Annotated in this window: 11 protein-coding genes; 5 read left to right on the forward strand and 6 right to left on the reverse strand. The window is 61.7% G+C overall.

The genetic code is table 11. The features are described 5' to 3' along the window. Window positions 1-171: 171 nt before the first annotated feature. The 3 genes from RCH09_RS18790 to RCH09_RS18800 form a co-directional block, all read right to left on the reverse strand. Window positions 172-741, reverse strand: coding sequence for a hypothetical protein (locus tag RCH09_RS18790; protein WP_326942678.1), 570 nt, complete (start codon window positions 739-741; stop codon window positions 172-174). 110 nt (window positions 742-851) lie between these two features. Next, window positions 852-1,625, reverse strand: coding sequence for an ethanolamine ammonia-lyase subunit EutC (gene eutC / locus RCH09_RS18795; protein ID WP_326942679.1), 774 nt, complete (start codon window positions 1,623-1,625; stop codon window positions 852-854). After that, window positions 1,622-3,016: an ethanolamine ammonia-lyase subunit EutB gene (locus RCH09_RS18800; protein ID WP_326942680.1), complete on the reverse strand. Its 1,395-nt coding sequence runs from the start codon at window positions 3,014-3,016 to the stop codon at window positions 1,622-1,624. Before RCH09_RS18800 ends, eutC begins: the two co-directional genes overlap by 4 nt. A gap of 298 nt (window positions 3,017-3,314) precedes the next feature. Here RCH09_RS18800 and RCH09_RS18805 point away from each other — a divergent pair, with 298 nt between their 5' ends. Together RCH09_RS18805 and RCH09_RS18810 are read left to right on the forward strand one after the other, a co-directional pair. Beyond that, entirely contained in the window at window positions 3,315-4,124 is an 810-nt protein-coding gene (locus tag RCH09_RS18805) for a transporter substrate-binding domain-containing protein (protein ID WP_326942681.1), read from the forward strand. 57 nt (window positions 4,125-4,181) lie between these two features. Then, entirely contained in the window at window positions 4,182-4,865 is a 684-nt protein-coding gene (locus RCH09_RS18810; RefSeq protein ID WP_326942682.1) for an amino acid ABC transporter permease, read from the forward strand. Window positions 4,866-5,026: 161 nt separating this feature from the next. Here RCH09_RS18810 and RCH09_RS18815 read toward each other — a convergent pair whose 3' ends face one another. Next, window positions 5,027-5,500: a DUF3761 domain-containing protein gene (locus RCH09_RS18815; RefSeq protein WP_326942683.1), complete on the reverse strand. Its 474-nt coding sequence runs from the start codon at window positions 5,498-5,500 to the stop codon at window positions 5,027-5,029. A 57-nt stretch (window positions 5,501-5,557) separates the two neighbouring features. Then, complete coding sequence (locus RCH09_RS18820) at window positions 5,558-5,803, reverse strand: hypothetical protein (RefSeq protein WP_326942684.1); 246 nt, start codon at window positions 5,801-5,803, stop codon at window positions 5,558-5,560. A 411-nt stretch (window positions 5,804-6,214) separates the two neighbouring features. Between RCH09_RS18820 and RCH09_RS18825 the strand changes: the two genes are divergently transcribed. Both RCH09_RS18825 and RCH09_RS18830 read left to right on the forward strand, forming a co-directional pair. After that, window positions 6,215-7,552 (forward strand): cytochrome C, encoded by a 1,338-nt coding sequence (locus tag RCH09_RS18825; protein ID WP_326942685.1) that lies wholly within the window; start codon window positions 6,215-6,217, stop codon window positions 7,550-7,552. A 1-nt stretch (window position 7,553) separates the two neighbouring features. Then, window positions 7,554-8,222, forward strand: a complete 669-nt coding sequence (locus tag RCH09_RS18830; protein ID WP_326942686.1) for a c-type cytochrome — start codon at window positions 7,554-7,556, stop codon at window positions 8,220-8,222. 75 nt (window positions 8,223-8,297) lie between these two features. Here RCH09_RS18830 and RCH09_RS18835 read toward each other — a convergent pair whose 3' ends face one another. Then, the gene (locus tag RCH09_RS18835) at window positions 8,298-9,350 is read right to left on the reverse strand and encodes an aldo/keto reductase (RefSeq protein WP_326942687.1); all 1,053 of its coding nucleotides are present in this window, start codon (window positions 9,348-9,350) and stop codon (window positions 8,298-8,300) included. A gap of 490 nt (window positions 9,351-9,840) precedes the next feature. On the opposite strand from RCH09_RS18835, the gene RCH09_RS18840 reads away from it, so the two are divergent. Then, window positions 9,841-11,802, forward strand: coding sequence for a hypothetical protein (locus tag RCH09_RS18840; protein ID WP_326942688.1), 1,962 nt, complete (start codon window positions 9,841-9,843; stop codon window positions 11,800-11,802). Window positions 11,803-11,891 lie beyond the last annotated feature (89 nt).

Genomic DNA, 11,891 nt, shown 5'->3' on the forward strand with positions numbered 1-11,891 from the left:
GGAAAGCCGCCTTGAATCGGTTCACCATCATGTTCGATGAGCGTATGCCGCAACATTAATCGATTTCCCGATTACACAAAATCGCGGACACCCTCAACGTTCGACGTAACGCGAACAAAAAATCCGCGCTACGCCGTCGAACAGGCGGAATTCGATTTGTTCCGCGTTTCCCTAGGCTTGCCAGAACACGTCCGGATGCAGTGTTGGCAGGCTCGCAGCCAGATGGTCGCGCAGCGCTCTGGCGCGTGCCGGCTGCTCCAGCGTTGCAAGATGCGCTGTCACCACATCGAGCAACACCGCCTGATGGCCGACATCACTGCCAGCTGCACCCGACAGCAACGCTGCCATGATCTGATCCTGATGGCGCTGCGGCATGACGTCGCAGGCACTGAGCAAGGCCACCAGCTGAGGATTGCGTTGCTGGTCGTCGCCCACCCGTGCCAGTGCCGATGCCAGCGCGGACAGCAGCGCAGCGGGTAAATCCTGGTCAGCCGGCAGGGCAGCCTCAGGCCGCACCAGTTCGTCGACGACTGCGTGCAGCGCTGCCGGTTGCAAGGCATTTGACGACTGCAGCGCCTGCATCAGGCGGTGGCGCTCAGACCCGGGCAAATGACGCAATACGCGTGACATCGGCGCGGCGCTGAAGACCTGGGCGCGCAGCGCCGGGGCTGGTGTGGACGGTGCCGCCGCGGCGTGCGCAAGGCGACCTGGTGTGAGGGGCGAAGAAGCGGATGAACGCATACGGTTACCTTGGATTTTCGAGAGAGAAGCGATGCTGACCAGCACGCACCTGACGTATATGTCGGGCCGCCAAAATCGTTCCATTCTTTCTGAATCTGTCCGTCGCCGCCTCAGCCCAGCAGAAAGCTGCCCGGGGCTGCATCGGGCAATGTTGATGCAGCCGCCGTCTCATCCTTGAGCGCGACGCCGGACAACTTGCGCCGCATCGCTTCGGCCAACAAATACTGCAGCTTGTCGACAGCGGCCGCGCATGGCAAGCCCGCCGGTCGCACATTCGAAATGCAGTTGCGGCTGGCATCGGTGAGCCCGACGCGCGGCTGCCAGGTCAGGTACAGGCCCATGCTGTCCGGTGCACTCAGGCCGGGGCGTTCGCCGATCAGCACCACCACCGCGCGCGCACCAAGCAATGCGCCGATCTCATCACCGATGGCGACGCGTCCCTGTTCGACGATGCACAGCGGCGCGACTGACCAGCCTTGCTGTGCCGCGCGCAGCAGCATCAGGTGCAGGAATGGCGCGGCGTGCCGCATGATCGCCGGCGCGGACAAGCCATCGACCAGCACAAAAGCGAGATCGGCCGGATGCGGCTGCAATCGTGCGCGCGACGGCTCGTCGAGTCGGCGCCCCAGATCCGGCCGTTGCAGGAAGACGGTGCGATCCGCCGCCGCGCTGTGCAAGCGCAAACAGGGCTGTCCGAGCGCGTGCTGCAATTGTTCGACGTCGAGCTCCAGATGCACCGCGTCGCGGGCTTGCGCATGGGCCAGCTGGAATGCCAACTGCGCATCGGTCGGCAGGCTCACGCCGGCGCGACCGAGCGCAATGCGGGCCGCGGTGAACAGGCGCAGCGCCTGCCACGGATTGTCGATGACCGGTGGCTGGCTCATGATGGCAAGCGCATCAATGCGTTGGCAAAGGCGGCGGGCAGGGTTGTCGCCAATTGCAATGGGCCGCTGGTGATCTGCATGCGCTCCAGCCACGCGTCGAATTCCGGCGCGGCGCGCAAGCCGAGCGTGCGGCGCAGGTACAGCGCATCGTGGAATGACGTACTCTGGTAGTTCAACATGATGTCGTCCGAACCCGGAATCCCCATGACGAAATTGCAGCCGGCCACACCGAGCAGCGTCAGCAGCACATCGACGTCATTCTGGTCGGCCTCGGCATGATTGGTGTAGCAGACGTCGCATCCCACCGGCAAGCCGAGCAGCTTGGCGCAGAAGTGGTCTTCCAGTCCGGCGCGGATGATCTGCCGCCCGTCGAACAGATATTCCGGACCGATGAAACCGACCACGCTGTTGACCAGCAGCGGCTTGAAGTGGCGCGCCACCGCATACGCGCGCGTCTCGCAGGTTTGCTGGTCAATGCCGTGATGCGCATTGGCCGACAGCGCGCTGCCTTGCCCGGTTTCGAAATACATCACGTTGTCGCCGACCGTACCGCGCTGCAGCGACAGCGCGGCGCTGCGTGCTTCGCCCAGCAAGGCCAGATCGATGCCGAAGCTGCGGTTAGTGGCTTCGGTGCCGCCAATCGACTGGAACACCAGATCGACCGGCGCGCCGCGCTCGATTGCCGCCAGCGTGTTGGTGACGTGGGTCAGCACGCACGACTGGGTCGGAATGGCGAACTGCTGAATGATTTCATCGAGCATGCCCAGCAGGCGGATCACCTGCGGCACATTGTCGGAAGCCGGATTGATGCCGATGACCGCATCGCCACTGCCATACATCAGGCCATCGAACACACTGGCCGCGATGCCGCTGGCGTCGTCGGTCGGGTAGTTGGGTTGCAGCCGCGTCGAGAGCCGACCGGGCAGGCCGAGCGTATTGCGAAAGGCCGTCACGACCCGGCATTTCTGCGCGACCAGGATCAGGTCCTGGTTGCGCATGAGTTTCGACACCGCCGCCACCATTTCGGGTGTGAGCCCGGGCGCCAGCGCGGCCAGCGTGGCACTGTTAGCTTCGTCGCCGAGCAACCAGTTGCGCAGGTCGCCGACGGTCAGATGGCTGACCACGGCGAACGCGGCGGCATCGTGACTGTCGATGATCAGGCGCGTGACTTCATCGTCTTCATACGGAATCAGCACATCGTTGAGGAAAACCGACAGCGGCAGCGCAGCCAGCGTCATTTGTGCGATCACGCGTTCTTCGGCACTGTGTGCCGCGATCCCGGCCAGCTGGTCGCCGGAGCGCAGCGGCGTGGCCTTGGCCATCAGGTCGGTGAGGTCGCGAAAGCCCCAGGTCTTGCTGCCGGCGGTGTGGCGATAAGCGTGTTGATGCATGGCGCTTCTCCAGGATCTGGTGGTGTCGGTCTCGGCGCAAGGGGCGCACCGTGCCGGTTTGCCGCCGAAGCAATCTTAGCATCGCGCTCCGCGCGGGCCATGAATCTGCTTCGAGCGCCTGACGCACCAGCGCTCGACGTATTTTTCATCCATCGCCCACGGGATTGCGACTACGATGGCGCTTGGGTTCCCGGCTGTAGCGTGCATGACTATGCAAAGCTGAATTTCTTCGTTCGCATTCAAAACCGGACTGTTCTATGATGCCTGCCTTGCCATGGCGAAAACATAAGGAAATACAATGAAAACTCCAGTCAATTTCTCCGCAGCGAAATATCTGCTCGCGTTCGGTATCGCAGCGGTCATGACGGTTGGGGCCAGTGCGGCTGACCTGCTCGATACCGTCAAGGCACGGGGAACACTGAAGATTGCGGTGGAGGGTACCTATCCGCCATTTAACTTCAAGGATCAGAAAAGCAGCGAGCTGACCGGATTCGACGTCGATGTCGCCAAACTCCTGGCCAGCAAAATGGGTCTCAAGGCGGAATTCGTGACCACCGAATGGAGCGGTATTCTGGCCGGGCTGGCGGCGGGCAAGTTCGACGTGATCGTCAACCAGGTCGGCATCACCGAAAAGCGCCAGGAAGCCTTTGATTTTTCCGACCCCTATACGGTCTCCAGCCCGCAGCTGATCGTGAACAAGAAGACCACGGTGTCATACAAGAGCCTGGACGATCTGAAAGGCAAGAAGCTGGGTGTCGGCCAGGGATCAAACTATGAGCAGAAGGCAAAGAGTGTCGCTGGCATCGAGGTCAAGAGCTATCCGGGCGCACCGGAATATTTGCAGGATCTGGCCGCATCGCGCATCGACGCCGCCCTCAACGACACGCTGATGGTTGCGTATCTGCTGAAGACCTCCAGCTTGCCGCTGAAGCCGGGCGCTGTGCTGGATGGCGTCGAAAAGATTGGCATCCCTTTTCAGAAGGGTAATCCGCAGTTCAAGGCAGCCTTGAACAAGGCCCTGGCAGAATCGATCGCCGACGGCAGCCTCAAGAAAGTCTCGGTCAAGTGGTTCGGCATCGACGTCAGCAAGGCGCCAGCCTCGCACTAATCCGTTCTGGCAGTCCCGTCCCGCACAGATTTGTGCGGGCATTTTTTTTGGAAAAGTATGGATCCCATCGAGCTACTCCGGATCGCCGCACCGGTCATGATCCGGGGCGCGGGTTACACGCTGGTCTTCGCGCTCGCTTCCATGTTTTTCGGATTGGTGCTGGGCTTTGTGCTGGCGGTCGCGCGCATTTCCCGCGCGACGCCACTGCGATGGGTCGCGACCGGCTATGTCAGCGTGCTGCGCGGCACGCCGCTGCTGGTGCAGGTCTTCATCATCTATTACGGCTTGCCAGGCATTGGCATTGAATTCTCTCCGACCACCGCCGGCATCCTGGCATTGAGCCTGAATGCGTCGGCCTATCTGTCGGAAAGCATCCGAGGCGCAATTCTGGGCATCAGTCGTGGTCAGTGGGCCGCCAGTGCCAGCCTCGGCCTGACCGATAGCCAGACCCTGCGCTACATCGTTCTTCCACAGGCATTGCGCATCGCGGTGCCGGCCATCAGCAATACCCTGATCAGCCTGATCAAGGACACCTCGCTGGTTTCGGTCATTACCGTGACCGAACTGATGCTGGCAACCAAGGAAGTCATCGCCACGACCTTCCGGCCGCTGCCGCTGTATATCGCCGCCGCCATGGTGTACTGGCTGTTCAGCGTGTGTTTTGAATTATTGCAGCACCGTCTGGAGCGCTGGTTTGATCGCACCAACCGGCCGGTGCAAGCCTCTGCAGAAAAATCATGATTCCGCCACAAAAAACAGCGTAGTTACCTTCCGATGGCGCACCTGCTGGCTTGGCCATGGCGTTGGCGGAGAACATGCTACTGCGCGATGCAGCGGGCATCGCCGACATCGCGCAGTGCGCTGGTTGTAGCCCCGCCAGCACGTGGGCAGTGGGCGCGCGGTTAGCTGCAGGCCTTGCCGTGGTCGGCATGAAACCCCTTGGCTTTGGCATCGGCTTCCGTCATGTAGGAGCCGGCCTTGGTTTTCCCGTAGTACTTCGTATTTTGACAGTGGTAGACCTTGCTGCTGCTGTTGACCCAAACCTGACCAGGTCCGCCGCCGGCAGCGGCTGGGGTCGCTGGTGCAGGGGTGGCAGTCTTGGCTGGCGCCGCGGCTGCAGCCGGGGCCGGGACCACCTTGCTGGCCGGAGCCGGGCTGGCAGCCGCAGGAGCCGCCGCGGCATCCTTCGCGCCGTACCATTCCTTGATGCCCTTGTGCCCGGAACACGCGCCGCTTTTCGCGGCGCCGGAGTAATAGGTGCCATCCTTGCACTCGGCGGTGCTGCCAGCCGGGGCCGCAGCTGGCGCCTGTGCACTGGCAATGACAGAGGTGAGCAGGGTGGTGACCATGCTTGCTGCGATGAACAGTGTTTTCATGTGATGCCCTCAGGTTGGGTGATGCGTTATGCAGCGAAGGAACTCTGTTCTTGTCAGTTATTTCGAAGGCGCGACGGTGGGCGCCGGGGCGGCCGCTGCAGCTTTTTCGGCCGCTTTCTTGTTGGCCATGTGGCGTCCCACGAGGCAACCACCCACTGCGCCGGCGACGGCATGATGTCCGGCGACATGCCCGGCGACGCCGCCCACCGCTGATCCTTTGATACAGCCTTTGGCATTGGCAACGGAGGCGGTTCCTGCGAGTGCGGTGACGAGCAGCATGGCAATGCCGATATGCGATTTCATTGAAGGTCCTTGTTGTGTCGACGACGTCGATCCGAGCCTCCTTAACCAACTCGCATCAAGCATGGTTGACAACCGTCTGACACGGCGTGCGCATTTGTCTGACGCAGACGGTTGCCCGTCTTGAATGAGAAATTGCGCTGACCAGCATGGTCGCACAACGTTCTTTGTGCGAACCGCATCCCGAAAGCAGTTTTGATGCACATCATGGAACACCTCTGCCCAGCATGAGATTGTGCCAACACTGGCAATGGGGGCTTGTCGACGCAACGCAGGTTGTCATGCCGCCACATGTGCGGCAGCGCACAAAGCATCCGGAATCGCGTGAACTACATTGGACTCGTACTTGATGTAGCAGCGCGTGACGCGTTCGTGACAATAACTTGAATATTCGACGAGAAGGATCGGACGCACATGGACGCACTCACTGGCCGCGGTTTCGGCTTCACCTCTTCGCGCCTGCTGGCGGTTGCCCTGTTTGCACAGGGTTTGCTGGCATCGTTTTCTGCACAGGCGCTTCCCTCGTTTGCACGCCAGACCGGGCAGAACTGCGTGGCCTGCCATGCTGGCGGCCAGTTTCCCGAACTGTCGCCATACGGGCGCCTGTTCAAGATGACCGGCTACACCATCGGCAAACGCGACAACAATCCGTTTTCGGTGATGGCCGTCATCAGTGACACCAAGACCAAGACGCCCACCGAAGACCCGGCGTTTTCGAAAGACGGCAACGTGATCTTTCAAACCGGCAGTGTCTTCCTGGGCAGCAAGGTGACCGACAATGTGGGTGTCTTCGCGCAGGCCACCTACAACAATTACGACAACCAGAATCTCGATAACGGGAAATGGCAGGGCAAGTGGAGCTCCGACAATATCGACATCCGTTATGCCGACCGCACCATTGATGCCAACCGGGACGTGATCTGGGGTTTGAGCGTCAATAACAACCCGTCGCTGGCCGACCCCTGGAATACCGCGCCGGCCTGGATTCAATATGTGCCCACCGGCTTTGGCGTGACCAGCCCGGATGCCGCACCGATCGTGTCGCAACTGGGCGCGCAGGCAGCCGGCGTCGGTGCCTACGTGTTCTGGAACAGGATGCTGTATGCCGAGCTCGCCGGGTACCAGACCGCCAATGGCGTCTGGTCCTTCCTGAGCCAGGGCGTCAAGCATGCCGACCAGACCAAACTGCGCGGCACCAATCCGTACCTGCGGCTGGCGTTGACCCGTGAATGGGGTGCGCACAATGCGATGGTCGGCATGTTCGCCATGAACGCCAACGTCTATCCCGACAATCTCAATCCGACCGGACCGACCACCGGCTATCGCGATCGCGGCGTCGATGCGCAGTATCAGTATCTGCTCGATCCGCACACGGTCACGGTGCAGGCCAGCTATATCCGCGAATCGATCGGCAATGGCGACGTCGCCGGTACCGCGACCAATTCATCCAACACCCTGCGCACGCTGCGCCTGAAGGGCAGTTATATCTATCAGAACAGGTACGGCGCCAGCCTGGGATATTTCAGCACCACCGGCAGCTCCGACGAGACGCTGTATCCGGATGCGGCAACCAATCCTGACACGCGCGGCTGGATACCGGAGGTGTTCTGGATACCGGTGCAGAACGTGCGCATCGGCGCGCAGTATTTTGCCTTTGACCGCTTCCATGGCGCGAAGAAAAATTACGACGGCAACGGTCGCGATGCCAAAGACAACAACACCTTCTTCTTATACGCTTGGGGAGCTTACTGACATGCGCGCAATCAGCAGCAAGAAATGGCAACTGGTTTGCAAGGGCATGGCCGTCGGCGTGGTGTTGCTCGGTGCCGCCTGCAGCGCCCCCGAACGATCACGGTCCCTGAGCGACAGCAATGTCTCCGCCGTCACCATCGCCAATCAGGTCTGCGCCAATTGCCACGGTCCGCAGGGGGTCTCGGAATCGCCTGCGTTCCCGCATCTGGCGGCGCAGTTGCCGGTGTATTTTACCGAGCAGATGAAGGCGTTCCGCAGCCATGGACGTTCCGACCCGGCGGCCGTCAACAGCATGTGGGGCCTCAGCGCGAACCTGACGGATGCGCAGATCGACGGCCTGGCAACCTTTTATGCCGGCCTGACGCCGGCACCGGGCAAGCGCGCCGACGCTGCTCTGCTGAAGGAAGGCCAGATCATTTTCGAGCAGGGTCTGCCGGGCAGCAATACGCCGGCTTGCAGCACCTGCCACGGACCGAAAGGCGAGGGCATGGCTTTGTTTCCAAGGCTGGCCGGCCAGCATGCCGACTACCTGGTCAAGCAGCTCAAGGTATTTCAAAGCACCGAGCAGCGGCCCGAAGGCGCGGTCATGAAAACCGTCGCGCATGGCCTGGACGCGGCCAACATGCGCAATGTCGCTGCGTATCTGGAGGCACTGCCGCTGCGGCCTTGACGGTGCGGGTCCGGCCGGACCGTACGGATGGCCGGACCACGCTCACCGACCACCTCGGCCGGCGGATCACAACGGCTAGGCGTCCCGCGGCGGATGTTGCAACAAGGCGAGACGGGCGGCGCCTTGGCGCTCGAGCATCCAGCCGGGATATTCGGCTGGCAAGGCGCTGACCTTGTCGAGCATCTCCAACTCGCCCGCCGACAGGGCAATCCTGGTCGCGGCGAGATTGTCAGTGAGCTGGTCCGGCCGTTTGGCGCCGACGATGACGCTGGTGACGACCTGCTGGTGCAGCAGCCAGGCGATCGCAATTTGGGCCACCGACACGCTCTTGCCATCGGCAATCCGGCGCATCACGTCAATGACTGCGTAGGCGCGGTCACGGTCGACCGGCGGAAAGTCAAAACTGGCGCGCCGACCCTGTCCGGCACTTTCGTGCGCGCGGTCATATTTTCCCGACAGCAGACCACCGGCAAGCGGACTCCAGACCATCAGCCCAACCCCCTCGGAACGCATCATCGGTACCAGTTCGCGCTCCAGGTCACGACCGGCGATGGTGTAGTGCGCCTGCAGCGAGACAATGCGCGCAAGACGATCCCGTGCGGCGATGCCGAGCGCCTTGGCGATCTGCCATGCGGCCCAGTTCGACACGCCGACGTAACGGACATGGCCGTGCTGGACCAGATTGTCGAGCGCATGCAATTGCTCTTCCATCGGCGTGACGGCATCGAAGCCGTGAATCTGGTAAAGATCAATATGGTCGATCTGCAGGCGCTTGAGGCTGGCCTTGCACGCCTCGATGAGGTGCACGCGCGACGTGCCACCCTGGTTGGGACTGGCCCCCATCTGGCCAAACGCCTTGGTCGCAATGACAACCTGATTGCGCGCGATGCCGAGATTGCGCAACGCCTGGCCGGTGATCTGTTCCGACATGCCGCCGGCGTAGACATCGGCGGTGTCAATGAAGTTGATGCCGCCATCGATGGCGCTACGTACCATCTTGTCGGCATCGTCTTGCTGCAGCTGGCCAATCTTGCTCCACATGTCGTCACCCGCACCGCCAAAGGTCATGGTGCCGAGACAGAGTTCGGAGACGAACAGGCCGGTTTGGCCCAGGGTTTTCATGCGCATGGTGATTCTCCTTGGAAACGGGGAAGTGATGGACTGAGGATGTTATTTTTACTATACGCCGCCTCGGCCCCGGACGTGCTGCAGCACTCGACGGGTAACGTCAGGAGCCTGTGCGGCAGAAATCCACGGGCCTGTCGCGCCAGCGCAAAGATGCGCCAGACGGGTTAGAAAACCTTCCAACAGATGGTCTGCACGTCCCACGCCACTGGGCTGCGCGCGCTGTCGACACCGCAGGGAGGCCGAGGTTTGCGGCGCACCCGTCCAACATCAGAAAAGGACATGGCAAGACGCACGACGCCATCGGCGCATGGGTGGTCACCATGTGGCGCTTTCCTTGTCTTGAGTTAACTTATCAACACGACAAATAACGCATTTGAAACGTTTCTTGATATTGTCGTTGGTGTTTTCTTTAGCGAAACCACCATGAAAGAGAAGGCTGGCGCGCTTCGCCCTGATTGCTACGAGTGCCTACACTATCAAGGGGACAATGATGATCATCCGTTTCGGCAGGTTTGCGTTGCTTGCGTTGCTTGTTTTTCTGACTTGTGCCGTTGCGCTCCCGACCAGGGCGGCAACGTTAATCCGACAGATTCCGCGCAGTTCAACGCTCCAGTTTCCGGCGGCGAACCTGGGAATCGACGGCCTCTCGGCGCCGGAAGTCGAACCTACCTTTAACAACGCGCCCGACCTGGCCGATGGTCCCACTGCGGCGGGTGGCAACGGCACGCAGGCAACCAGCAACGTGCTTCGGCGCAGCGCGAAATTCAAGATCAATCGCAGCATTGCGCGACACGAGGGCCACGGCATGCCTGCCGAAGCGATGGTCGGCACCGGCGTCGACCGCCACCTGCTGGCCAGTTTCGACGGCCTGAATTCGCGCAACCAGCGCCTCGCCAGCGGCGGCAACCAGTTCTCGGTCGAGCCGCCGGACCAAGCCCTGTGCGTGGGTAACGGCTATGTGCTGGAGTCGGTCAACGACGTCCTGAAGGTGTTCGACGGCAAGGGCGCAGCGCTGACTGGCGATATCGCCCTGAACGCTTTTTACGGCTACCCGCCTGCGATCAACCGGCAGGTCAGTCCGCGCGTGTTCGGACCCTCGATCACTGATCCGGTGTGCTACTACGATCCGCAGGTCAGGCGCTGGTTTCACGCGGTGCTGACCCTTGACACGGATCCCGTCACCGGAGCTGCCAATGGCAACAATCATCTCGACCTGGCAGTCAGTTCGAGCGCCAATCCGTTGGGCAGCTGGACGGTCTACCGGATTGCGGTGCAGGACGATGGCACCCAGGGCACGCCGACGCATCCGAATTGTCCGTGCCTGGGCGACTATCCGCATATTGGCGCCGATGCCCACGGCATCTATCTGACCACGAATGAATTTCCGTTCTCGGGCGGTTTTAACAGTGCGCAAATTTATGCCATGTCAAAAGCCGCGCTTGTCGCCGGCAGCACCGCCATCAAGGTCGTGCAGATCGATACGGCGGACTACCTGCTCGACGGAAATCCCGGATTCACCGTCTGGCCCGCCGTCTCGCCATCGGGTGATTTCGAGGATAACAACCGCGGCACCGAATACCTGATGAGTTCGACGGCGGTCTTTACCGATTCGGGCAACGACAACCGTTTGCGCTTTTGGGCACTCGGCAACACCCGCTCGCTCAACAGCGCCACACCGGCGCTGACGCTGCAGCACAGTGTCGTCAATGTCGATACCTACGGCGTGCCACCGGCCATCGTCCAGAAAGAAGGACTGGCGCCATTGCGGGACTGCCTCAATGACCGCAGCGTGGCGACGCCATTCGGCCCGGGCTGCTGGAACTACCTGACGGCCACCCAGCCGGCGGTGACCGAAACGCTGGCCGACCTCGATCCGAACGATTCGCGCATGCAGCAGGTATTTTTCACCGGCGGCAAGTTGTATGCGGCACTCGACACCATCGTCAATGTCGCAGGGGTCGACCAGACCGGCATTGCCTACTACATTCTCAAGCCGCGCGTGTCGGGCAACCGGGCCGACGCCAGGGTGCTGCGGGAAGGCCGCATCGCGCTGGCCGGGCACGGCCTGACCCGGCCAGCGATTGCCGCGCTGCCCGGCGGCAAAGGGGTCATCGCCTTCAGCCTGATCGGCGCAAATCATTATCCGAGCGCCGCCTATGTCCGATTCAACGACGAAAGCGGCCACCGCGGCAGCACCATCAATCTGGTCGCCGAAGGCATGGGCGCAGATGACGAATTCGGCAACTATCAAGCGTTCGGCACCCCGCGCAGCCGCTGGGGTGACTACGGCGCTGCCGCCGTTGATGGTCGCGATTTCTGGGTTGCCTCGGAATACATCGCGCGCAGCTGCACACTGGCGCAATTCGTCAATCCGGCAGCGCTGCTGACCTGCGGCGGGACCCGGGTCGCGCTGACCAACTGGAGCACCCGGGTGAGCCGTATCGAACCCTAGGGAAACGCGGAACAAATCGAATTCCGCCTGTTCGACGGCGTAGCGCGGATTTTTTGTTCGCGTTACGTCGAACGTTTGCGATTTTTCCT

The sequence above is a fragment of the Actimicrobium sp. GrIS 1.19 genome (genome assembly GCF_035984655.1).
In the GTDB taxonomy this organism is placed as follows: domain Bacteria; phylum Pseudomonadota; class Gammaproteobacteria; order Burkholderiales; family Burkholderiaceae_D; genus Actimicrobium.

What these genes read in the sequence shown, in the direction of transcription:
- RCH09_RS18830 (WP_326942686.1), top strand. Translation starts at nt 7,554, where the DNA reads ATGCGCGCAATCAGCAGCAAGAAATGGCAACTGGTTTGCAAGGGCATG.
- RCH09_RS18825 (WP_326942685.1), top strand. Translation starts at nt 6,215, where the DNA reads ATGGACGCACTCACTGGCCGCGGTTTCGGCTTCACCTCTTCGCGCCTG.
- RCH09_RS18835 (WP_326942687.1), bottom strand. Translation starts at nt 9,350, where the DNA reads ATGCGCATGAAAACCCTGGGCCAAACCGGCCTGTTCGTCTCCGAACTC.
- RCH09_RS18820 (WP_326942684.1), bottom strand. Translation starts at nt 5,803, where the DNA reads ATGAAATCGCATATCGGCATTGCCATGCTGCTCGTCACCGCACTCGCA.
- eutC (WP_326942679.1), bottom strand. Translation starts at nt 1,625, where the DNA reads ATGAGCCAGCCACCGGTCATCGACAATCCGTGGCAGGCGCTGCGCCTG.
- RCH09_RS18800 (WP_326942680.1), bottom strand. Translation starts at nt 3,016, where the DNA reads ATGCATCAACACGCTTATCGCCACACCGCCGGCAGCAAGACCTGGGGC.
- RCH09_RS18790 (WP_326942678.1), bottom strand. Translation starts at nt 741, where the DNA reads ATGCGTTCATCCGCTTCTTCGCCCCTCACACCAGGTCGCCTTGCGCAC.
- RCH09_RS18815 (WP_326942683.1), bottom strand. Translation starts at nt 5,500, where the DNA reads ATGAAAACACTGTTCATCGCAGCAAGCATGGTCACCACCCTGCTCACC.
- RCH09_RS18840 (WP_326942688.1), top strand. Translation starts at nt 9,841, where the DNA reads ATGATCATCCGTTTCGGCAGGTTTGCGTTGCTTGCGTTGCTTGTTTTT.
- RCH09_RS18810 (WP_326942682.1), top strand. Translation starts at nt 4,182, where the DNA reads ATGGATCCCATCGAGCTACTCCGGATCGCCGCACCGGTCATGATCCGG.
- RCH09_RS18805 (WP_326942681.1), top strand. Translation starts at nt 3,315, where the DNA reads ATGAAAACTCCAGTCAATTTCTCCGCAGCGAAATATCTGCTCGCGTTC.